A 21,724-nucleotide genomic window follows, 5' to 3' on the forward strand; every position below is an offset into this window, starting at 1 on the left:
CGATCTCTTCATCGAAACCCATGGCCGGGGCCGCCCCCACTGAGCGACCGACTGCTGCTCGATGGCGTGCTGAGGGTGCTCTGCTCGGGTGCTGCATGGCGAAATATGCCTGAGCGCTTCGGCCCATGGTCAACGGCCTATCAACGGTCTCGGGGCTGGCGAAACCAATGGACGTTCGAGCAGGTGCTCAACCGTCTGCACCTGAGATTGAATAAGCAGGGCTTGATCGATCCGCAAACCTGGATGATCGACTCAACCGCAGTACGCGCAACCCGAGCCTTATCTGGCGCCGGGAAAAGGGGCCTGACGAGCCTGCCCTTCATGCTCTAAGCCGACGTCGCGGCGGCCTGGCTCTCAAAACCCACATGTTCTGCGACGCCAACGGAACACCGCTGCGCTTTCTCCTCTCTGGCGGCCAAGCCCGTGATACGCGCCGAACTGATCCGTCTTGTCCATCGTCCTCACGCCTTCGCAGGGGAAGTAAAGTTCACGAAAGAAGAGAGGCTCAAGGCCATAGGTTTTTCTCCGATGGCGACATAATGCCGACGATTAGCACCATGGACTTGCCACCATCGAACGCATGCCCGCGCAATGCATACGACAATTAGACGGCATCTATCTTGATGGCCACTTGGACCAACAACCGTCTACAGTCGACATTATGGAGATATCAAGAGCCGCAGCAAAAACTAAACACTGCGGAAATTAGTCCTACTTATTCCCGGGAATTTTCTTACAGCTCAATCGACACTATTAAACATGTCAACGATCTTTTCCAACGAACCAGAAACATTGGGCCTTAGCATACTCAGAGACCACGCACCCAAGCCCTGAGACCGCCGCCCATGCACCCAGGATTAGATGATTCAACAACAATCACCCTTGGCGTTACTATTCAAAGCTCATCGTACATTCTTAAAAGAAACGCTTGACATCAAAGTTAGACGCTGGCCATATTCAACCTCACCGACCAACCAACCGCTCACTCTCGACGGTGACCGGCCTTTTACATCAGGTCAGTTTCTTCACGATGAACCCCAGAGATGCCGGGTAACGCTCGGAACACACAAAGACAATTCTATTGATGTTTGACCAAGGCAAATGGAAGGCTTATGTCTGACGTGAAGAATCAATATATAAATACCGCCAGGACGGTCGAAATTGGTAATCCCTCCTGGCAACTCGCACAGAACTCCGGATCGACCGACTTGAGCGTCAGGCATGCCGAGCGAAGCCGCATGGTCGATCAGAACGGGCACGCTTTCATGAGCATGTGCTCGTGTTCCTATCTCGGGCTGGAGATCGATCCTCGCCTGGCCAGACGCGCGGCGGACTATGTATTACAAAGCGGTACCGTCAATCTGCCGACTTCCCGCATCCGCGTCCGCCTGAAAGAACTGGATGAACTAGAGCAGGCAATGTCTGCCCACTGCAAGTGCAGCGTCTTCACCGCAACCTCATTCAGCGCGGGGGTCGTAGCATCGTTGCCATTGCTGGCAGTCGGCATTTTTACCGATGGACAGCGTCCGTTCATGCTGTACGCGCCGAGGTCGAGCGGGCCCGCCAGGGGCTGCCGGTTGCCCATGGGTGAGCGCTTGACGATGCGCCAGCCCGCTCCGAGAAGCCTGTTGTAGCGCTCCGCGCTGCACCCCGAGCAGTACGCCAAGACTGCCTTGACGAATCCGATCTCTATCAAACTGCCCTGCCCCCCTACATCGGTGACAGATGTAGTTCATTAGGCCAAGTGATATTCAACAAAAACGAATATGCCAAACGGTTGGTCGCCACTCGGCGCCACTAACATTGAGGAGCGTCTATGCGACAGCAGTATGATCCCGCCTGGGTCGAAAGCACGGTTCAGGCCAAATGGCTTCGCGATGAAGTCTTTAAGGCTGCCGAAGACCAAAGCCGGCCAAAATTCTATGCCTGCTCCATGCTGCCATACCCTTCCGGGAAACTGCACATGGGCCATGTGCGCAATTATACGATCAATGACATGCTGGCCCGCCACTTGCGAATGAAGGGCTACAACGTCCTTATGCCGATGGGTTGGGATGCGTTCGGCCTGCCAGCGGAAAACGCCGCCATGCAATCGGGAGTGCCTCCAGCGGAGTGGACTCGGATGAACATCGCCGACATGAAATCCCAGATGCAACCGCTCGGCCTGGCGTTCGACTGGTCACGCGAAGTCGCCACCTGCGATCCGCAATATTACAAGTGGAACCAGTGGTTCTTCCTGAAGCTTCTGGAAAAGGGATTGGCCTACAAGAAAACCCAGATAGTGAACTGGGATCCTATCGACCAAACCGTGTTGGCCAATGAGCAAGTGGTAGACGGGCGGGGTTGGCGGTCAGGAGCGCTGGTGGAAAAGCGTGAGATTCCTGGCTACTACCTGCGCATCACGCAGTATGGCGAAGAACTGCTGTCGGCCATCGATACACTGGCGGACTGGCCGGACATGGTTCGCAGCATGCAGCGTAACTGGATCGGCAAGGCCAGTGGAGTCCGCCTGGCCTTCCTCCACGCGATCGAAGATACCAACGGGCGGTTAATCGACGCGGGCAAGCTGTACGTGTTCACCACCCGCGTTGATACGCTGATGGGTGTGACGTTCTGCGCAGTTTCCCCTGATCATCCTCTGGCAAAGCGAGCCATCGAGCTCGATCCTGGCCTGGAACCGAAGGTACAGGCGTTGCGGCAGTCGGCGCAGGCCAGCCCCGCCGACGTTGCCCAAGCGAAACTCGGCATCCCAAGCGGCTTACACGTCGAGCACCCATTGACCGGGGAGACAATCGCCGTCTGGATCACCAATTATGTGCTCGGTGAGTATGGCGAAGGCGCCGTGATGGGAGTGCCTGCCCACGATGAGCGTGATTTCGACTTTGCCCGTCAGTATGGCTTGCCCATACGCCCTGTGGTCGCTTTCGAAGGAGCAGCCTACGTCCCTGAAGCATGGTCGGATCGCTATGCCAGTCGTGAAGGTCGCCTGATCAATTCAGGCACCTACGATGGCCTCACTGTGGAGCAGGCATCCCTCGCCATCTGCGAAGCCTTGACCGAGCTGGGACGCGGCGAGCAAGCCACCACCTGGCGGTTGCGTGACTGGGGCATCTCCCGACAGCGTTACTGGGGAACGCCGATCCCAATCATCCATTGCAACCACTGTGGCGATGTGCCAGTGCCTTATGCGGATCTGCCGGTAGTATTGCCAACTGACTGTATTCCCGACGGCACTGGCAATCCGCTTCAGCAGCATGATGCGTTTCGCCACGTCGCGTGTCCGCGTTGCGCCGCTCCCGCGCTTAGGGAAACGGACACCATGGATACCTTCGTCGACTCCAGCTGGTACTTCATGCGCTACTGCGACCCGGACTGCCACACCTCAATGGTCGGATCTGGCAATCGCTACTGGATGCCCATCGACCAGTACATCGGCGGCATTGAGCACGCGGTGCTGCACTTGCTCTACGCCAGATTCTGGACCAGGGCGATGCGCGACGAGGGCTTGGTGGACTTCAGTGAACCGTTCAAGAAGTTGTTCACCCAGGGCATGCTGCTGCGGGAGAGCTACTATCGCAAAGCTGAAGACGGCAGCCGACGCTGGTTTTACCCCGCCGAGGTATCGGTTCACCACGATGAAAAGGGCCGCCCGGTCAGCGCCACAGCGATCGAAGATGGCATGCCCGTAAGCCTGGGCGGCGTGGAAAAAATGTCCAAATCCAAGAACAACGTGGTCGAACCCAAGGACATCATCAACCGGTACGGCGCAGACACCGCCCGCCTGTTCACAATTTTCGCAGGGCCTGCGGACCAGAGCACGATCTGGAGCGACAGCGGTGTCGAAGGGGCTTATCGTTTCCTGCGCCGTCTATGGAACTTCGCCGTTGACGAGCAAGCGCGCTGGCAGGAAAGTGACGACCTGGTGACGGATGCCGCGCAAGCTAGCCGTGTGCGTTTCCAGACCCATAGCTTACTGCAACAGATCAATTACGATTATGAGCGCTTGCAGTACAACACCGTCGTCTCGGGCGCGATGAAGATGCTCAAAGTGCTCGAAGCAGCCCGCGGTGCTGGCCGACAAGTCTGTCGGGAGACCATGGCCATTCTCCTGCAGGTGCTGCATCCGGTGACTCCGCACATTTCCCAAGCACTCTGGGAAGCACTCGCGTTCCCTGGCGCGATCTATGATAGTGCCTGGCCGACCCCGGACAGCGAAGCGCTAAAACTGGATGAAGTGAGGATGATGGTGCAGGTCAACGGCAAGCTGCGTGGGGAAATACTCGTCCAAGCCGACGCCGACCACGACACGATCCGTGGCCAGGCACTCTGCGATGCGGTATTGAGCAAATATCTGGTGGGCGCTGAGAGAATGATCGTGGTACCTAACAGATTGGTGAACTTCATCGTCTGACTTTGCGGGCTGCCCCTGAATCGGTTCGTCAATGTGCGTTACGACGTCCAAGGCGAAGAAGTTTTCCAGCGCTTTGTTAAAGGCTGAAAAGGCGACCCGGACCAGGCCAGCGTCATGGTCCGGACAGCCAGGCAGGTCCTGCCCCCGGTGCTTCCTAGCCTGGGGCGATTCGGTATGAACCCGTCAGCACAGCCTGCTCACCTGCAACAAAGCGGGCAGCGGTGAAACGATAGTTTATACAGATAACTATTTCACTTCGAACGCATCGTAGACCACTGCATTACCCAAGCGCATTGCGCTACCCACGCCGACCGTGCGGTTAAGCCAGGCGTACTGGGGCGCCGATGTCTCGAAACGCAGTGTGATGCGGAACTGGTAGAGGCTGGGATCGACATCTTCGCCAGCGGCAACTTTCTTCATGACCTCAGCCGGCCCGTAACGGTAGCCTTCGGTGCGCAGGTAGATCAGTGCACCGTCGTCGGTCTGCAGCAGGTAGCGGGTGTCGATGATTGCCACACCCTCGGGGCTGACGATCTGCCAGTCGGCGCCGTTATTGAGGATTGTGCCCTTGAGCCTGGCCCCCTCGAAATGGCCGCCTGTGATCGGGATGATACGCCGCTTGCCCTGCGCGCTGGTTTCGCCCAACTCCCACACCGGCGCTACCAGGTCCACCGTGAAGCGCGCCAGGGGTTCGAGCTTGAGCGGGGGCGGAGCGTAACTGGCAGCCTGGGCAAGACCTGTACAAACACCAAGCAGCAGCACGAGCAATCCTCTGCCAAGGCTCATCATGCTGCCTCCTGCAGTGAATGGATATTGGAGTGTGTAGGGTTCAGGCCCCGAGATGCGCCACACCACAGAGGCGGGAATCCTTGACAGCACCGAGCGGCGACCGCTGAGGGACGTGCAATAAACGCTTGCATGAGCACAGAATATCCTTTGTTATTGGTATGTGGATAACATTGTTAACGATTATTTTTGTTAACCAATAAATTGTCAAGGTCATAGGGTCTTGCCGCAGAACCTTCAATACCTTTGAGCTCAGCGCCAAGCGGGCGACACTCGATCTCGAGGATACTGCTGTAGCCAGAAGGACACCGGCCTGCGCTACATGCCGTTACAGCCGACGGGTAAAGGATTCAGTTTTATTCCCTTTCCTGTAGTCCCAAAAGATACTCACGCCGTTGCAGATAGTCCCCGCCCCCACGCTCTCTACTACAGCGCCGCCCCTGAGGTTGCACACGCCCTCAGGCCCCCGGTGAACCTGTGGGAGCCCGGCTTGCCGGCGATCGGGCCAGCCCAGTCACCCGGACTTTCAAGGCGCCAACACACCCTTAAGACGCCACAACCCTACTACCTTGCCGCGCCGCCCAAGCCCCTGCTCCCGGCGCCCCAATTTGGCACCTTGGCGCCCCAAAACCACACATACCGCTGCTAGACCACTCACCAAGCGTGCGCCCTTCCCGCCCTGCAGCCCCTCTAACACAAGCCCTTGAACAATAATCTGACCAATTGGCCATGTTTTTGCTGTGCAACTGCTCATCACCCTGACCCCGAGCAGTCCCATGTCCACATCCCCCTCGCAATTGCGCCTCGAGCTGCGTGCCATTACCAAGCGATACCCGGGCACCTTGGCCAACGACCGCATCGACCTGCGCATCGCGCCCGGTGAAATCCATGCCCTGCTCGGCGAGAACGGCGCGGGCAAGAGCACCCTGATGAAGATCATCTACGGCGTCACGGCGCCGGATGCCGGCCAGCTGCTATGGGAGGGGCAGCCCGTGCACATGCGCGACCCTGCCCGCGCCCGCGCGTTGGGCATCGGCATGGTGTTCCAGCACTTTTCCCTGTTCGAAACCCTGAGCGTCGCGCAAAACATTGCCTTGGCGCTTGGCCGCGATGCCGGTACGCCGAAGCAGTTGGCGCCGCGCATCCGCGAAGTGTCCCAACGCTACGGCATGGGCCTGGAACCTGAGCGCCTGGTGCACAGCCTGTCGATCGGTGAACGCCAGCGCGTGGAAATCGTGCGTTGCCTGATGCAGCCGATCAAGCTGCTGATCCTCGACGAACCCACTTCGGTGCTTACCCCGCAAGAGGTCGACGAACTGTTCGTCACCCTGCGCACACTCGCCGCAGAGGGCTGCAGCATCCTGTTCATCAGCCACAAGCTCAACGAAGTGCGTGCCCTGTGCCATGGCGCCACCGTGTTGCGCGGTGGGCGGGTCTCCGGCGCTTGCGACCCGGCGCAATGCAGCGATCTGCAACTGGCGCGAATGATGGTGGGCGATGCCGAAGGGCTGGAGGCAAGTTACCCGAAAAGCGCCGGGGGCTTGCCACGCCTGCGGGTGGACGACCTGACCTGGCGCAACAAAGACCCATTCGGCACGTCCTTCGAACACCTGCGCCTGGAAGTACGCAGCGGCGAGATCGTAGGCATCGCGGGGGTCGCCGGCAACGGCCAGGACGAACTGCTGGCCCTGCTCAGTGGTGAAACACGCCTGCCCGCCAGCGACCGCGAACGCATCACCCTCGACAACCGGCCGATGGCCCACCTCTACCCCGACGCCCGCCGCGCCCTGGGGATGGCCTTCGTACCGGCCGAGCGCCTTGGGCATGGCGCGGTGCCGGACATGAGCCTGGCCGACAACGCCCTGCTCACCGCTTTCCAGCAGGGCCTGGTCAACCGCGGCCTGATCCGTTCAGGCAAGGTGTTCGCGCTGGCCGAGCAGATCATCCAGCGCTTCGCGGTCAAAGCGCCGGATGCCCGGGCCACGGCACGTAGCCTGTCCGGGGGCAACCTGCAGAAGTTCATCCTCGGCCGCGAAATCCTGCAGGCCCCCAAGCTGCTGATCGCTGCCCACCCGACCTGGGGTGTGGATGTCGGAGCTGCCGCAGCGATTCACCGTGCGCTGATTGCCTTGCGCGACGCCGGCACAGCAATCCTGGTGATTTCCGAAGACCTGGAGGAGTTGTTCCAGATCAGCGACCGCATCGGCGCGCTGTGCAGTGGCCGCCTGTCGCCGCTCAAGGCCACCGCGCAGGCCCATACCGTGGAGGTCGGCGGTTGGATGGCCGGCCAGTTCGATGCCCCGCAAGACGCCGCCTGACGAGAACCCCTCATGTTGCTATCCCTCGAACCCCGTACCCAGCAGTCCCGTGCCATGCTCGTTGTGTCACCCCTGCTTGCCGCCCTGTTGACCCTGCTCAGCGGGGCGATCCTGTTCAGCGCCCAGGGGCATGCCCCCTTGCAGACCTTTCACACGTTGCTGATCGAACCCATCAGCGACCTTTACGGCCTCTCGGAACTGCTGCTCAAAGCCTTGCCGATCCTGCTCTGCGCCCTCGGCCTGGCTGTGGCCTACCAAGCCCGCATCTGGAACATTGGCGCCGAAGGCCAGCTGCTGATCGGCGCCCTGGCCGGGAGTGCCGTGGCGATCCACCTCATCGAGTGGGAAAGCCGCTGGGCGCTGGTCTGGGTGTTGCTCGCCGGCACGCTGGCCGGTGCGCTATGGGGGGCACTCGCAGCCTGGCTGCGCACGCACTTCAATGCCAACGAAATCCTCACCACCATCATGCTCAACTACATCGCCTTGAACCTGCTCTTGTACTTCGTTCACGGGCCACTGAAGGATCCCGAAGGGTTCAGTTTCCCGCAGTCGGCTATGTTCGGCGATGCCAGCCGCCTGCCGGCGCTGTTCGAGGATGGCCGGCTGCATATCGGCCTGTACTTCGTGCTGATGGCACTGGTGGCGGTGTGGGTGCTGCTGCACAAGAGCTTCCTGGGTTTCCAGATCAAGGTGCTCGGGCAGGACCTGCGCGCCGCTGGGTTTGTCGGCTTTCGCCACAAGCGCCTGGTCTGGCTGGCGCTGCTGATCAGCGGCGGCCTGGCAGGCCTTGCCGGGGTCAGCGAAGTCAGCGGGCCGATCGGCCAACTGGTGCCGCAGGTATCTCCCGGCTACGGCTACGCGGCGATTACCGTCGCGTTTCTCGGGCGCCTCAACCCCTTTGGCATTCTGGTGGCCGGGTTGTTGATGGCCCTGCTGTACCTGGGCGGCGAGAACGCGCAGATGAGCCTGAACCTGCCGCAATCGCTGACCGGGCTGTTCCAGGGAATGATGCTGTTCTACCTGCTGGCCTGCGACGTGCTGATCCTCTACCGGCTACGCCTGAAGCTGAACTGGCGCCGGCGCGCGCCGCTGGCAAAACCTGCCAGCGCCTGAATTCCCATGACCTTTTCGTTTACCTGCCGCCCACCGCGTGCAGGCTGAGGCTTCGACTATGGATCTCGATCTGCTTGGCAACATTCTCTACGCCATGGTGCGCTGCGGTACCCCACTGCTACTGGTCGCCCTGGGCGAACTGGTGTGCGAAAAGAGCGGCGTGCTCAACCTCGGCCAGGAAGGCATGATGCTGTTCGGCGCGGTGGTAGGGTTCATCGCCGCCTACGCCACCGGCAGCCTCTGGCTTGGCGTGCTGATGGCGTGCCTGGCCGGCATGTTGCTGGCTTCGCTGTTCGCACTCGTAGCACTCGGCTGCCAGGCCAACCAGGTGGCGACGGGGCTGGCGCTGACCATCTTCGGTGTCGGCCTGTCTTCTTTCGTCGGCACCGCCTGGGTCGGCAAGCCCCTGAGCGGCTTCGAGCCGGTGGCCATACCGCTGCTGGCGGACATCCCGGTCATCGGCCATATGCTGTTCAACCAGGATGTACTGGTTTACCTGTCCTTCGGCCTGTTCGTGCTGATCGCCTGGACGCTGCTCAAAAGCCGCACCGGGCTGATCCTTCAGGCGGTTGGTGAAAACCCCGACGCCGCCAGCGCCATGGGCCTGCCCGTGCTGCGCGTGCGCACCTTGGCGGTGCTGTTCGGCGGTGCCATGGCCGGGCTGGCCGGGGGTTACCTGTCGCTGGCCTACACCCCGATGTGGGCGGAGAACATGACCGCAGGGCGCGGCTGGATCGCCCTGGCGCTGGTGGTATTCGCCAGTTGGCGGGTGTTGCGGGTGCTGCTCGGTGCCTACCTGTTTGGCCTGGCGAGCATCCTGCACCTGGTGGCCCAAGGTATCGGCGTGAGCTTCCCTGCCAACCTGCTGGCCATGTTGCCCTATGTGGCCACGATTCTGGTGCTGGTGGTGCTGTCGCGCGATGCCATCAAAACCCGCCTGTACGCCCCGGTTTCACTGGGTCAGCCGTGGAAGACCGGGCGCTGAGGCCTCGCGCCTGGGCTGCACCGTGCACCGCTATCGATGCCCCTCTGCTCTGTTTTCTTGCATTACCAACGCGCCTTACACAGCCAATATGAAGACCTACAGGAGCCACACCTTGAAACCTCACAATAAAAGCAAACACCTGCTGCGCGCCCTGGCAGCCGCCATTGGCCTGAGCACCGCCCTGACCGCCGTCGCCGCCGATCCACTGAAGGTTGGCTTCGTCTATATCGGCCCGATCGGCGACCATGGCTGGACCTATCAGCATGAGCAGGGCCGCCAGGCCCTGATCAAGCAATTCGGCGACAAGGTCGACAGCAGCTTCGTCGAAAACGTGCCCGAAGGCGCCGATGCCGAGCGGGTCATCCGCAACATGGCCAAGGGCGGCTATGACCTGGTGTTCGCCACCTCGTTCGGCTACATGAACCCCACCGCCAAAGTCGCCAAGCAGTTCCCGAAGGTCACTTTCGAACATGCCACCGGCTACAAGCAGGACAAGAACCTTGGTACTTACCTGGCCACTTCCTACGAAGGCCGTTACGTTGGCGGCTACCTGGCCGCGAAGATGACCAAGAGCAAGAAGATTGGCTATGTGGCCTCCTTCCCTATTCCCGAAGTGCTGCGCGATATCAACGCCATCCAGTTGGCGCTGGACAAATACAACCCTGGTACCGAAATCAAGGTGGTGTGGGTCAACTCATGGTTCGACCCGGGCAAAGAGGCCGATGCCGCCAACGCCCTGATCGACCAGGGCGTTGACGTGCTGTTCCAGCACACCGACAGCCCGGCACCGATCCAGGCCGCCGAACGGCGTGGCATCTACGCCGTCGGCTACGCCTCGGACATGGCCCACTTCGGGCCCAAGGCAGTGCTGACCTCCATCGTCAACAATTGGGGGCCGCACTACATAAAAAGCACTCAGGCGGTCATGGACGGCACCTGGAAACCCCAGGATTACTGGGGCGGGCTTGCCGATGGCACCGTCCAGCTGCCCATCAGTGACCTGGTACCCGCCGACGTCAAAAGCGGCGCCGAACAGATCATCGCCAGCATCAAGGACGGCACGTTCCACCCCTTCACCGGCCCGATCCTGGACCAGGCGGGTGCGGTCAAGATCCCCGCAGGCGCCGTGGCCAGCAACGCCGAACTGGCAGGCATGAACTACTACGTCAAAGGCATCACGGCGCAACTGCCCAAGTAAACACGGGTGGGAGCGCCAGCCGCTCCCGCTTGCACCGCCCTTTCACGGAGCCATTCATGAACACCCTGCCGATCATCGATATCAGCCCGCTGTACCAGCAAGATCCCACCGCCCGCCTGGCCGTAGCCCGGCAGATCGACGCCGCCTGCAGGCAGTGGGGCTTCTACTACATCAAGGGGCACCCCATCCCGGCCAGCCGCATTGGCGCACTGAAAGCGGCCGCCGAACAGTTCTTCGCCTGCCCTGCCGAGGAAAAGCTGCGCATCGACATCACCCAGAGCGAGCACCATCGCGGCTACGGCGCCATCGCCACCGAACAGCTGGACCCGAGCCGGCCAAGCGACCTGAAAGAAACCTTCGACATGGGCTTTCACATGGCCCCGGATCATCCCGACGTGCTCGCGAAAAAGCCACTGCGTGGGCCCAATCGGCACCCCGCCATCCCCGGGTGGGAGGCGCTGCTGCAAGCGCATTACCAAGACATGCACGCCCTGTCACTCACCCTGCTGCGAGCGATGGCGCAGGCGTTGTGCATCGAGCAGGATTTCTTCGACCAGCGCTTCGCCAACCCCATCAGCGTTTTTCGCATGATCCACTACCCGCCGCGCCAGGCTGCCAGCAGCATCGACCAACAAGGCGCCGGCGCGCACACCGACTACGGGTGCGTCACCTTGCTGTATCAGGACAGCACCGGCGGCCTGCAGGTGCAGAGCGTGGATGGCCAGTGGATCGATGCGCCGCCGATCGAGGGCACCTATGTGGTCAATATCGGCGACATGATGGCGCGCTGGAGCAACGACAGGTACACCTCAACGCCCCACCGGGTCGTCAGCCCGCAGGGCGCGCACCGCTACTCGATGCCGTTCTTTGCCGAACCGCATCCGGACACGATGATCAGTTGCCTGCCCAACTGCTCCAGCCCCGACAACCCACCCAAGTACCCGCCGGTTTCGTGCAGCGCCTACATGCTGTCGCGCTTCGCCGAAACCTATGCCTATCGCCGTGAGCAGGCCACGTAGCCTGCGCCACATCAGCTCAGGTAGTCTTCAACCCACTTCACCCAGCAATCGGAGCCGATCTTCACCAGTGCGTCGTTGAAGTCATAGTGCGGGTTATGGACCGAGCAACCGTGGAACTCCCCTGTGCCGTTGCCCAGCATGAAGTAGCACCCCGGCCGCGCCTGGAGCATGTAGGCGAAATCTTCGGTTCCCATCACCTTCTTGGGCATCCGCGCCAGCATCTGCCCCTCGGCAAATAGCGGGCGCAGGCTTTCACGCAGCTGTGCGCTTTGCGCCTCGCTATTGCTCAGCGCAGGCGCCAGCTGGGTAAAGTCCAGCGCGATCTCCACCCCAAAGCTCTCGGCATGCCCCTTGACCAGCGCCTCGATGCGCTGGTTGATCTTCGACTGGGTTTGGGGCGTATCGGTGCGCACGCTGAGCAACATGCTCGCTTCATCGGGAATGATGTTGTAGACCGTGCCCGCCTGGATCATGCCGATACTGATCACCGCATACTCTTCAACGCTCAGGTTGCGCGACTTGATGGTCTGGATGCCACTGATCAGGCTATTCAACGCCGAGATCGGGTCCACCGCAAGCTCCGGCATGGCGCCATGCCCGCCTTTGCCGCTGATGCGAATGCTGACCCGCTGGGAAGACGCCATGGTCGGCCCGCTCTGCACCACGCAAGTGCCCACCGGCATGCCCGGCATGTTGTGCAGCGCGTACACAGAATCACACGGGAAACGCTCGAACAGCCCATCATCGATCATGGCCTTGGCGCCGGCCAGGCCTTCTTCGTCGGGCTGGAAGATCAGGTTCAAGGTACCGTTGAAGTTGCGCGTGGCAGCCAATCGCGAAGCCGCCGCCAACAGGATCGCGGTATGCCCGTCATGGCCACAGGCATGCATGCGCCCAGGGATCTTGCTGGCATGCGCGAAGGGGTTCTTCTCACTCATGGGCAGCGCGTCCATGTCTGCCCGTAGCCCGATGCTGCGGGGGCTGTCGCCCACTTTAAGCACCCCTACCAGGCCGTGCCCGCCCACATTACGGTGTACCTCATAGCCCCAGGCTTGCAGCTTCTCCGCCACCAGGGCAGCAGTGTCAGGCGTGTCGCCGCCGAGCTCTGGCGCGGCATGGATCTGGCGGCGGATCTTGATGAACGCGTCCAGGTCTTCGGCCAGCTGCGGCGCTTGATTTCGTTCGAAGGTACCCATGTCATTCGCATCCTTTGTTTTCAGGGAAGTAGTTGAGGCAGACCAGGCTTACCGCACCACCCACCAACAGGTAGTAGGCCGGTGCCAATGGCGTGCCCATTGCGGCAATCAGCCAGGTAGCGATCAGTGGCGAAAACCCACCGAAAAGCGTGACCCCCAGGCTGTAGCTGACCGAGGTGCCAAAGGCACGCTGTGCCTTGGGGAAGCCCTCCATGATCAACGCGAAGTACGCGCCGGCGCCTATGCAGGTCGGCAGAATCAACGCCGCGACACACATCATCGCCAGGCCCATGTGCTGCACGTGCCCAAGCACGTAGAACACCGGCAGCGTCAGCACCACGGGCGCAAGAATGGTCCAGACCAGCAGGCGTTTCCTGAGCTGGTACTTGTCGGCGAACTTGCCGGCCAGCGGGCATATGATCGCCATGCAGCCGCTGCTGATGCCGGCGATCGCCATGGCACTGCTTTGCGGGTAGTGCATGGCGGTCGTCAGGTAGGTGGGCATGTAGAACACGAACAGGTACATGCCGATGGTGGAACTGGCCATCAGGCCGATGCCCAGGCCGATGCGTTTGAGCAGCTCCGGGTCCAGCGGCTGCCTGCCCTCCTGTGCCGCCGCGGCCTCATGGGTTTCGGGTAGGCGGTTGCGGATATACAAGCCTACCGGGCCGATCAGCAGGCCGAAAATGAATGGAATGCGCCAGCCCCAGCTCTCGAGGCTGGCCGGGTCCAGCAACTGGCTCAGGGTGAACCCGAACCCCGCCCCGACCAGCGCGGCATACCCCTGGCTGGCCGCCTGCCAGCTCACGCTCTGGCAGCGCTTGGCGGCAGTACTGGACTCCATCAGGTAAACGGATGCGGTACCGACCTCGCCACCTGCCGACACCCCTTGAATGAGCCGCCCGGCGACCAGCATGAACGTTGCAAAGATGCCCACTTGCGAATAGGTCGGCGCGAAGGCGATCAAGGCAGTGCCCAATGTCATCAAACCGATCGTCAGGCTCAAGGCGGCTTTGCGGCCATGCTTGTCGGCGTACCGGCCGATGATGATGCCCCCGACAGGGCGCATCAAAAAGCCCACACCAAAGGTTGCCAGCGACATCAGCAGCGAGGCCAGTGCCGACTCCGACGGGAAGAAGTGCCGGCCGATCAGCACTGCGAAGAAGCTGTAGATCGTGAAGTCGTACATCTCCAGCGCGTTGCCCAGTGAGCACGCTATCAGGGTTCTGCGTGAGGATGATGCCTGCGCATGACGCTTTGGCCCGGCCTCCAGGATCGTAGGTGCAGGTAGCGGTCTGTTCATTGTTATCTCCGATGGCGAATCACGGCATGCAGTGACTATCAGCCAATCGCGCTGCCAACACACTTGCGGTTTTGGCAATGAGCTAACCAATGGTTAATTGACCTGGCGCTGATGTGGCCGCTTTGCCTTGGCATGGCGCACAGATGCCCTGGCATCGTCCATGTGCCCCGATAAGGGTCACCGGAATCGGCCACGCACTGGGCTGGGAACAGGGATCGCGCACTGCCAGGCAGCCGCTTGGTGGCCATCGTTTCCCGGCCCTGCCAAGTCCAACCCACCTTATTAACCAACAGGCATACGTTGGCCAAACAAGCAATCACGCTGCAACCTGATGTTCATCGAATCTAGCGCGACCGTATCCTGTGCCTGGAGTCGTGAATGAATACTTGCATCACTCGCACCGTGTCGTTGCTGTTGATGAGCCAAGGGATTTGTCTTGCCACGCAGGCTGAGGCCGAGGGCTTCCCTACCCTCAACCGGTTGGCTTCCGGGTTCGGTTACTACGGGGTAGATCAGGGTTTCGATGACAAGCTGAAGGTCTACGGTACCGTGGATGCATTCGCCAGCTACCACGACTCCGAGCACCACTCAGGTTTCCAACTTGCAGGCGGCGGCGCCTGGACCAACAAGCTCGGGTTGTATGCCCGCAAAGCAGTTGCCCCCGATATGGTGCTGGAACTGGACGTCGAAGAAGGCTTCAATCTGAACGGCAAGGCCATGGAGGGGACGTGGGACACTATCGGCACGCTGCGCCTGGCAACGGTCGCCCTGCGTTCGCGCAGCCTGGGCAGGCTTGAGTTCGGCAAAACCTACGGGGTGAGCACCCCGACCTACGCCGACCCGTTTCTGGCGGCATACGGCTCACCGTATACGTTTCTGTCCATACCTGCTGCCGGCAGAGGCGCCTACTATCTCGACCTGCGGCCCAAGCACACCCTGGCCTACACCAGCCCGAGCATGAACGGCTTCAGCGTCGCAACGGCCGTGAGCTTCGGCTTCGATGATGTCGCCAGCCAGGGGCGTACGGTGCGTGGTGGGGGTGCGAAGTTGCAGTACCGGAACAGCCGTGTGATCCTGCTGGGGTCTTACAACCTGTATTACAGCGACCCGTGGGACGATGGTGGCAACTCGCGACAGACTGCCAACCACTTCACAAGCCTGTCGGCGTTCTATGATTTCGGCCCGCTGTCCACCAGCCTGACCTGGCAACGCCAAGAGGTAGACCAAGCCGGCACACCCAGTACCACCGTTTACACCTTCGGCCTGATGGCCCCGGTGGGCAAGCTTGACGTGCTCAGGCTGGCGGTGGTCCAGCGGTCGGTGTCGGCCCGCGACAAAGACGCGCTGGGCGTGATGCTGGGCTACGACCATTTCTTCAACCCGCGCTGGGCCGCCTATGCGCGCGTGGGCATGATCGCCAACCAGAGCGCGTCATCGGTGACCTACGCAGGCACCCCTGTCGATCAGGTGGGCGATGACCCAAGCAATGTTTCACTAGGCATGTACTACCACTTCTGAAACGTCACGTGGCAGCGTCTTGAGGACTCTTGCGCGCAAGCTGTGGAAGAGTTCTTGAGCCGGAGCCGTGAGGCTATCGCGGTCGATGCAGACCAGGTTGATCGGATAGTCGGGGACCAACTCCTGCACCGCCACTTGAATGAACTCTGGGCGGATGGCAAAGGTGGTGGCGTCGTTCACGGCCAGTTCACTGATGGTCATCAGCGACTCGGTGTTTTTCAAAAGCTTTAGGGCCATCATTATCGACGTGCATTCCACTGCGTTCGGCGGCACCCGAAGGCCGTTGACCTCGAACAATTGGTGGAACTGCGATGCCTGATCGCTCAACTCGTCCAGGCTGATCCAGTTGGCGTACTGCAGCGAACGCAGCGACTGGGAAAACTTCTGTTGGTTGGACGCATGGCAGATCACCTTGCCCTTGATGCTGCCCACCGCCTCCCAATCCAGATTCAGACGGCTCAAGGGTTGCTGGGAGGTGATGGCGAAGTCCAGGCTACCGTCGCGCAGGCGTTGCAGGATCTGGCTGGGGCGCAGGTCGGTGATGGTAATTTTCACCCGCGGGTACTTGCGCCGAAAAGCCAGGATGCTCTCATCCACGCCGTCAAGCATCGCCGTCAGCGAGGTGACGCCGATCGACACCGCCCCCAATGCAGCATCCTGAATGCTGGCCGCCTCGATCTGCAAACGGCGGATACTCTCCACCACTAGGTTGGCATGGCGGATGATGCGCTTGCCCTCATCGGTCAACGCCATGCCCTTGTACGACCGCTGCAGGAGGATGAACCCAAGCTCCCGCTCCAGCTCCTTGATCGAACGGCTCAGGGCAGGTTGGGTGATGTGCAGGATCTTGGAGGCCTCGAGAATGCTCCCCCCCTGGTGAATGGCGACAAGCGCCTTGAGCTGATGAAGTTTCAAGCGTGAACACCTTATCGAGAGCGGCGGGTTTCAGGTTGCAGCTCACCTTGAACTGCAAAAAGAAGGCCCGGAATCGGTTCATGATCAGCCCCAGCCTGGCGCCGAACGCCCTGCTGCCGGGCTTGGCATCCAGAACCTGCGAGCACTGCGCCGAGCGGTTGATCTGCGAGCATCACAAATGTGCATGATGGCTGCCCAGCGGTAGCTGCAGATCATGGAAAAGTGGTCGCTTATCGAACGGTTATTTCACAGGCTCTGGCCATTGTCGAGCCGGGCCAACAAGGCTTCGCCCCGCGCCCACACGCCTTCACGCCTGGCTACCGACATGCGCTCAAGGCTGCGATAGACCAAGGCCAGGCGGGGGTTGCCGGCCAACAGGTCACGATGGCGGATGATGAAGTGCCAGTACAGCGCATTGAATGGGCAGGCATCCTCCTCTACCGCATGTTCGACCTTGTAGCTGCAAGCCTTGCAATGGTCGGACATGCGCTGGATATAACGGCCACTGGCGCAATAGGGTTTGGACCCCAGGTAGCCGCCGTCGGCGTGCATCACCATGCCGAGCGTGTTCGGCAGCTCCACCCAATCGAAGGCATCCATGTACACCGCCAGGTACCACTCGCATATCGCGCTGGGCACAATACCGGCGAGCAGTGCGAAGTTGCCCGTGACCACCAGCCGCTGGATGTGATGCGCGTAGCCCAGTTGCAGCGTCTGGCCGATGGCCTGCGCCATGCAGCGCATGCGGGTACGCCCGGTCCAGTAGAATTCCGGCAACGCACGGTCGTTGCCAAGGTAGTTGAGCGCGGCATACTCAGGCATGCGTAGCCAATAGATGCCGCGCACATACTCGCGCCAGCCGATCAGCTGGCGGATGAACCCTTCAGCAGCGTTGAGCGGTATGCGCGCCTCACGCCAGGCAGTGTCCACGTCGTCGCACAACTGCCGCACATCCAGCAGCCCGATGTTCAGGGCCGCACTGATTCGCGCATGGAACAGGAACGGCTCGCCTTCGGCCATGGCGTCTTGATAGTCGCCGAACGCGGCCAGGCCGAACTCGAGAAAATGTTGCCAGAGCTGCTGGGCCTGTTCATGGGTCACGGGATAGTCGAACCCTTCGACCGCGCCGTAGTGGTCATTGAAGCATTCGCCGACCAGCGCCACGACCGCCGTGGTGATTTCGTCATGCTCAAAACGCGCCGGGAATGGCCCACGTAGCCCCCGTGGCAAGGGTTTGCGATTGTCACCGTCCAGGTTCCAGGTCCCACCCACAGGGCTGCCATCGAGCTCCAGCAAAAGGCCGCAGCGCTTGCGCATGCCGCGGTAGAAATGCTCCATACGCAATTGGCGACGGTCTTTCGCCCAACGTGCGAACGCCTCGCGCGAGCACAGAAAGCGTGTATCGCGATGCCATACCAGCGGTAAGCCGGCATCGTTCAACGCCTGCTCCAGGCGCCACTCACCACACTCGGTCAGGTGGATGTGCGTCGCCCCCACCGCCTGCTGCCAACGGCGCAACTCACCGACGATGCTGCCGCTGTTGCCGGGTGCGTTCAGCTCCACATATTCCACCCGCCAGCCGCGATCACGCAGCGCCTGGGCAAAATGGCGCATGGCGCTGAAGATGAGCACGATCTTTTGCGGATGGTGGGGCACATAGCGCGCCTCGCCCTGCACTTCGGCCATCAGGATAACGTCGTGTGCAGGGTCCAGCGTGGCCAGGCTCGCCAGGTCGAACGACAGCTGATCCCCCAGCACCAGGCCCAGGCGCATCGCACGGTTTACCACTGGCTGGCCAGCGTCACCGGCACGCGCAGGGGCTCGACAGGGCCGTTGCGCTGGCCGCACATCTCGTCATGCACCACCTGTTGCACCAGCATGCAAGGCACGGGCGGCAGATCGGCCAACAGTTGGCGCAGCTCGGTCGTCGAGCGCAAGCGCAGTGCCTGGCCGTTCGCATCGCTAAGGGTGAGCGGCCCTTCTTCGGTCAGCGCGCGCAGGATGTAAAAGCCGCCTTCCAGCGACAGCAGCTCAAGTTCTCGAACGTTACCGGCTGCGGCCAGCTCCGTCAGGTTGTGCAGGTTCATGGCGTGTACTCCATCAGGCAGGCTTCAGCTGCGCAGGGGGGCATTTGCAAATGTCAGACTCAGTAAATCCTATACAATAATAGACTTATGTATAGGTTTTGGTTTTTATTGTATAGATTTAGGCTCATCTTTAGTGATGGCCCCTGGGCCGCTGCGACCGGCGCCAGAGCCGGCAGGTAATGGTGAGTCGAGAGACGATGGTCGACCGGCCTCATAACCCGCAGAATAGGTGGCTTCGGCCCTGTGAAGGAATTGCTCATGCTGTATGTAGTCATGCTCGGTGGCCGCCACCCACGGGCCAGTATCGAGGTGCACGACGTGCTGTTCGCGCAGGCGGACTCACTGCAGCAGGCGTACCCGCAACTGCGCGAAGGCTGGTTCGGCAGCCGTCCAGGCCTGCATATCGACTCGTGGCTGGAAGTCGACGGTATCGACCGCTACCGTGTCGCGTTCAGCCCCCTGGCGCCAGGCCCGGACGACATGCGGCTGTTCTTCATCAACCTGGGTGGCTACGAGCCACAGGTGTTCGGTGAGGCACATCGCTACCTGCTGGTAGTGGCCAGGGACAAGGCCCAGGCCAAGCACCTGGGCAAGCAACGCATGCAGGCAGGCTGGCTCAAGCCGCATACCGATGCAGTGCTTGAGGTCGACGATTGCCTGCCAGTCGACCTGGTGGGCGGGCGCTATGTGCACTTGATAGAAGGTGCGCATGGCGGGCTGCGGCAATACAGCGACTATATCCTGCTCTGAGGCCCCGGCTGCCTGGCATCGGCGCTGGGGCAGCGATCCCGTTCCTCAGCGCACCTTGGCCTGACCCGGCGCCGGCATCACCTGCACCTGGCCATGCTCCACCCCACGCTCGACCATCAATTGCCGAGACACCTCGCCAATGCGGCCACTTTCGCCCTGCAACACCGAGACCTCCAGGCAATGGCCGGCGTCCAGGTGCACGTGCAAGGTGGACCGGGTCAGGTCGTGGTGGGCATGCGGGGTCTGGTTGAGCCGCCTGGGCAGTTCGCGGGTGCTGTGGTCGTACAGGTAGCTGACCACGGCCACGCAGGCGGCATCATCCGGCAACGTTTCAGACTCGCGCATGCCCGCACGCAACAGGTCGCGAATGGCCTCCGAGCGGCCCTGATAGCCTTGGCTCGCCACCCGCCGGTCGATGACGTCGAGCAGCTCCTCATCCAGCGTGATGGTGATTCGTTGCATTTGGTAACTTCCAGTAAGATGATTTTACATAGACATCATACCCACTGCGCTTTAGCCTACGGCCTCCGTGAAAGTGGGGACCGCAGTGTGAAGCAGCAGCCAGGTAAACGAAAGCCCGCCCTCCTGGGCCTCCTTTTTCTTGCTGCGTGCACGGTTGCACCGGCCAGCAGCGCCGCCGAGCAAGGGCCACGGCTGGTGTACTCGTGGCCTGTGAATGCCGGGCCGCTCGACCCGCGTGGCTACTCCCCGAACCAGATGTACGCCCAGGCCATGGTCTATGAACCCCTGGTGCGCTATACCGCGGCCGGTACGCTGGAGCCTTGGCTGGCTGAGGCCTGGCAGGTGTCGAATGACGGCAAGACCTATACATTCACGCTGCGTGACGGTGTGCGCTTCAGTGATGGCACGCCCTTCGATGCGCCTGCAGCCAAAGCCAACCTCGACGCAGTGCTGGCCAACACTCAGCGCCACCGCTGGATGGAGCTGGTGACCACCCTGGACCACGTTGAAGCACCTGAGCGCCTGACCCTGCGTCTGGTACTCAAGCACCCCTACTACCCGACGCTGATGGAACTGGCCCAGGTTCGCCCCTTACGCTTTGCCTCGCCTCAGGCCAAACCTGGCCAGCCCGCCGGGACCGGCCCGTGGATGCGCGCCGAATCGCGCCTGGGCGAATACGACCGCTTCGTGCGCAACCCCCATTACTGGGGGCCAAAGCCGGCCTATGCCGAGGTCATGGTAAAGGTCATCCCAGACCCCAACAGCCGCGCACTGGCCCTGCAGGCCGGCGAAATCGAGCTGATCCAGGGCGCCGCTGGCGAGATCACGGCCGGCACGTTCGTGCGCCTGCGCGAGCAAGGCTTCGCCACCGCACTGTCGGCGCCGCTGGCCACCCGCACGCTGGCGATGAACACCGGCCGTGGCGCCACCCGCGAGCTGGCCGTACGCCAGGCGATCAACGAGGCGGTGGACAAGCAAGCCATCATCGACAAGATCCTCTATGGCCTTGAGCCACGGGCAGACACCCTGTTCGCCAGCAACATGCCGTACGCCGATATCGGCCTCAAGCCCTACCCTTATGACCCTGCCCTGGCCGCACGTGCGCTCGACGCTGCCGGGTGGGTCCTGGCGCCAGGCGCTTCAGTGCGTAGCAAAGGCGGCGAACCGTTATCCATCGAACTGGTGTTCCTCGGCACCAGTGCCTTGCAGAAGAGCCTGGCCGAAGTCCTGCAGGGGGAGTTGGCGAAAATCGGTATCCACATCGATCTGCGTGCGGTCGAAGAAGGGCCGCTGGTGCGGCGCCAGCGCGACGGCGACTTCGGCATGATCTTCGCCGACACCTGGGGTGCGCCCTACGACCCGCACTCGTTCGTCAGCTCCATGCGCTACGCCGGCCATGCCGACTACATGGCCCAGCGTGGGTTGGCCATCAAGGACGAACTGGACAAGCGCATAGGCCAAGTGCTGGCCAGCACCGATGAGCAGCAGCGTGCCGAGCAGTACCGCTTCATCCTCACCACCTTGCACGAACAGGCCGTCTACCTGCCCATCTCGCACCTCACGGCCATCAGCGTGCGCCGTGACTCGGTGGCCAAGGTCCAGTTCGGCAGCACCTTGTTCGACGTGCCGTTCGAAACCATGACACCGAAACAGGAAGACTGAC

General features: G+C 61.5%; 17 protein-coding genes and 1 pseudogene. 11 read left to right on the forward strand and 7 right to left on the reverse strand.

Annotation, left to right across the window (positions count from 1 at the left end):
- Nucleotides 1-27: 27 nt before the first annotated feature.
- From ABRP30_RS15830 to leuS, 3 genes and pseudogenes are all read left to right on the forward strand, one after another.
- A pseudogene (locus ABRP30_RS15830) lies at nucleotides 28-428 on the forward strand (IS5 family transposase); the annotation flags it as partial.
- A 684-nt stretch (nucleotides 429-1,112) separates the two neighbouring features.
- The gene (locus ABRP30_RS15835; protein WP_349975753.1) at nucleotides 1,113-1,634 is read left to right on the forward strand and encodes a hypothetical protein; all 522 of its coding nucleotides are present in this window, start codon (nucleotides 1,113-1,115) and stop codon (nucleotides 1,632-1,634) included.
- 182 nt (nucleotides 1,635-1,816) lie between these two features.
- Nucleotides 1,817-4,411 (forward strand): leucine--tRNA ligase, encoded by a 2,595-nt coding sequence (leuS, locus tag ABRP30_RS15840; protein ID WP_349975752.1) that lies wholly within the window; start codon nucleotides 1,817-1,819, stop codon nucleotides 4,409-4,411.
- A gap of 246 nt (nucleotides 4,412-4,657) precedes the next feature.
- Here the strand turns inward: leuS and ABRP30_RS15845 are convergent, their stop codons facing one another.
- Complete coding sequence (locus ABRP30_RS15845; protein WP_349975751.1) at nucleotides 4,658-5,200, reverse strand: DUF3237 domain-containing protein; 543 nt, start codon at nucleotides 5,198-5,200, stop codon at nucleotides 4,658-4,660.
- A gap of 773 nt (nucleotides 5,201-5,973) precedes the next feature.
- Between ABRP30_RS15845 and ABRP30_RS15850 the strand changes: the two genes are divergently transcribed.
- From ABRP30_RS15850 to ABRP30_RS15870, 5 genes are all read left to right on the forward strand, one after another.
- The gene (locus tag ABRP30_RS15850) at nucleotides 5,974-7,515 is read left to right on the forward strand and encodes an ABC transporter ATP-binding protein (protein WP_349975750.1); all 1,542 of its coding nucleotides are present in this window, start codon (nucleotides 5,974-5,976) and stop codon (nucleotides 7,513-7,515) included.
- Nucleotides 7,516-7,527: 12 nt separating this feature from the next.
- Nucleotides 7,528-8,628 (forward strand): ABC transporter permease, encoded by a 1,101-nt coding sequence (locus ABRP30_RS15855; protein WP_241803751.1) that lies wholly within the window; start codon nucleotides 7,528-7,530, stop codon nucleotides 8,626-8,628.
- Between the two features lie 58 nt (nucleotides 8,629-8,686).
- Entirely contained in the window at nucleotides 8,687-9,613 is a 927-nt protein-coding gene (locus ABRP30_RS15860; RefSeq protein ID WP_241803752.1) for an ABC transporter permease, read from the forward strand.
- Nucleotides 9,614-9,701: 88 nt separating this feature from the next.
- On the forward strand, nucleotides 9,702-10,811 hold the full coding sequence (locus tag ABRP30_RS15865) for a BMP family ABC transporter substrate-binding protein (RefSeq protein WP_267816554.1): 1,110 nt from the start codon (nucleotides 9,702-9,704) through the stop codon (nucleotides 10,809-10,811).
- 56 nt (nucleotides 10,812-10,867) lie between these two features.
- Entirely contained in the window at nucleotides 10,868-11,830 is a 963-nt protein-coding gene (locus ABRP30_RS15870; protein ID WP_267816556.1) for a 2-oxoglutarate and iron-dependent oxygenase domain-containing protein, read from the forward strand.
- Nucleotides 11,831-11,841: 11 nt separating this feature from the next.
- On the opposite strand, the gene ABRP30_RS15875 is transcribed toward ABRP30_RS15870, so the two are convergent.
- Nucleotides 11,842-13,026 carry a M20 aminoacylase family protein gene (locus ABRP30_RS15875; protein ID WP_241803755.1) on the reverse strand — a complete coding sequence of 395 codons (1,185 nt, stop codon included), beginning with the start codon at nucleotides 13,024-13,026 and terminating at the stop codon, nucleotides 11,842-11,844.
- 1 nt (nucleotide 13,027) lies between these two features.
- Nucleotides 13,028-14,329 carry an MFS transporter gene (locus ABRP30_RS15880; RefSeq protein WP_267816559.1) on the reverse strand — a complete coding sequence of 434 codons (1,302 nt, stop codon included), beginning with the start codon at nucleotides 14,327-14,329 and terminating at the stop codon, nucleotides 13,028-13,030.
- A gap of 378 nt (nucleotides 14,330-14,707) precedes the next feature.
- On the opposite strand from ABRP30_RS15880, the gene ABRP30_RS15885 reads away from it, so the two are divergent.
- A complete protein-coding gene (locus ABRP30_RS15885) occupies nucleotides 14,708-15,847 on the forward strand; it encodes a porin (RefSeq protein ID WP_267816561.1) in 1,140 nt (379 codons plus the stop codon).
- On the opposite strand, the gene ABRP30_RS15890 is transcribed toward ABRP30_RS15885, so the two are convergent.
- The 3 genes from ABRP30_RS15890 to ABRP30_RS15900 form a co-directional block, all read right to left on the reverse strand.
- Nucleotides 15,824-16,762, reverse strand: a complete 939-nt coding sequence (locus ABRP30_RS15890) for a LysR family transcriptional regulator (RefSeq protein WP_349975748.1) — start codon at nucleotides 16,760-16,762, stop codon at nucleotides 15,824-15,826. The genes ABRP30_RS15885 and ABRP30_RS15890 overlap by 24 nt on opposite strands.
- Before the next feature lie 246 nt (nucleotides 16,763-17,008).
- Nucleotides 17,009-18,535, reverse strand: coding sequence for a cryptochrome/photolyase family protein (locus ABRP30_RS15895; RefSeq protein ID WP_349975747.1), 1,527 nt, complete (start codon nucleotides 18,533-18,535; stop codon nucleotides 17,009-17,011).
- Between the two features lie 8 nt (nucleotides 18,536-18,543).
- Nucleotides 18,544-18,849: a DUF6482 family protein gene (locus ABRP30_RS15900; protein WP_241803760.1), complete on the reverse strand. Its 306-nt coding sequence runs from the start codon at nucleotides 18,847-18,849 to the stop codon at nucleotides 18,544-18,546.
- 258 nt (nucleotides 18,850-19,107) lie between these two features.
- Between ABRP30_RS15900 and ABRP30_RS15905 the strand changes: the two genes are divergently transcribed.
- Nucleotides 19,108-19,599, forward strand: coding sequence for a DUF1543 domain-containing protein (locus ABRP30_RS15905; protein ID WP_349975746.1), 492 nt, complete (start codon nucleotides 19,108-19,110; stop codon nucleotides 19,597-19,599).
- A gap of 45 nt (nucleotides 19,600-19,644) precedes the next feature.
- On the opposite strand, the gene nikR is transcribed toward ABRP30_RS15905, so the two are convergent.
- On the reverse strand, nucleotides 19,645-20,061 hold the full coding sequence (gene nikR, locus ABRP30_RS15910) for a nickel-responsive transcriptional regulator NikR (RefSeq protein ID WP_349975745.1): 417 nt from the start codon (nucleotides 20,059-20,061) through the stop codon (nucleotides 19,645-19,647).
- Between the two features lie 87 nt (nucleotides 20,062-20,148).
- Between nikR and nikA the strand changes: the two genes are divergently transcribed.
- Nucleotides 20,149-21,723 (forward strand): nickel ABC transporter substrate-binding protein, encoded by a 1,575-nt coding sequence (gene nikA / locus ABRP30_RS15915; protein ID WP_349975744.1) that lies wholly within the window; start codon nucleotides 20,149-20,151, stop codon nucleotides 21,721-21,723.
- Nucleotide 21,724 lies beyond the last annotated feature (1 nt).

It is taken from the genome of Pseudomonas sp. WHRI 8519, assembly GCF_040224055.2.
GTDB classification, from domain to species: domain Bacteria; phylum Pseudomonadota; class Gammaproteobacteria; order Pseudomonadales; family Pseudomonadaceae; genus Aquipseudomonas; species Aquipseudomonas putida_X.

What these genes read in the sequence shown, in the direction of transcription:
- ABRP30_RS15835 (WP_349975753.1), top strand. Translation starts at nt 1,113, where the DNA reads ATGTCTGACGTGAAGAATCAATATATAAATACCGCCAGGACGGTCGAA.
- leuS (WP_349975752.1), top strand. Translation starts at nt 1,817, where the DNA reads ATGCGACAGCAGTATGATCCCGCCTGGGTCGAAAGCACGGTTCAGGCC.
- ABRP30_RS15845 (WP_349975751.1), bottom strand. Translation starts at nt 5,200, where the DNA reads ATGATGAGCCTTGGCAGAGGATTGCTCGTGCTGCTGCTTGGTGTTTGT.
- ABRP30_RS15850 (WP_349975750.1), top strand. Translation starts at nt 5,974, where the DNA reads ATGTCCACATCCCCCTCGCAATTGCGCCTCGAGCTGCGTGCCATTACC.
- ABRP30_RS15855 (WP_241803751.1), top strand. Translation starts at nt 7,528, where the DNA reads ATGTTGCTATCCCTCGAACCCCGTACCCAGCAGTCCCGTGCCATGCTC.
- ABRP30_RS15860 (WP_241803752.1), top strand. Translation starts at nt 8,687, where the DNA reads ATGGATCTCGATCTGCTTGGCAACATTCTCTACGCCATGGTGCGCTGC.
- ABRP30_RS15865 (WP_267816554.1), top strand. Translation starts at nt 9,702, where the DNA reads ATGAAGACCTACAGGAGCCACACCTTGAAACCTCACAATAAAAGCAAA.
- ABRP30_RS15870 (WP_267816556.1), top strand. Translation starts at nt 10,868, where the DNA reads ATGAACACCCTGCCGATCATCGATATCAGCCCGCTGTACCAGCAAGAT.
- ABRP30_RS15875 (WP_241803755.1), bottom strand. Translation starts at nt 13,026, where the DNA reads ATGGGTACCTTCGAACGAAATCAAGCGCCGCAGCTGGCCGAAGACCTG.
- ABRP30_RS15880 (WP_267816559.1), bottom strand. Translation starts at nt 14,329, where the DNA reads ATGAACAGACCGCTACCTGCACCTACGATCCTGGAGGCCGGGCCAAAG.
- ABRP30_RS15885 (WP_267816561.1), top strand. Translation starts at nt 14,708, where the DNA reads ATGAATACTTGCATCACTCGCACCGTGTCGTTGCTGTTGATGAGCCAA.
- ABRP30_RS15895 (WP_349975747.1), bottom strand. Translation starts at nt 18,535, where the DNA reads ATGCGCCTGGGCCTGGTGCTGGGGGATCAGCTGTCGTTCGACCTGGCG.
- ABRP30_RS15900 (WP_241803760.1), bottom strand. Translation starts at nt 18,849, where the DNA reads ATGAACCTGCACAACCTGACGGAGCTGGCCGCAGCCGGTAACGTTCGA.
- ABRP30_RS15905 (WP_349975746.1), top strand. Translation starts at nt 19,108, where the DNA reads ATGCTGTATGTAGTCATGCTCGGTGGCCGCCACCCACGGGCCAGTATC.
- nikR (WP_349975745.1), bottom strand. Translation starts at nt 20,061, where the DNA reads ATGCAACGAATCACCATCACGCTGGATGAGGAGCTGCTCGACGTCATC.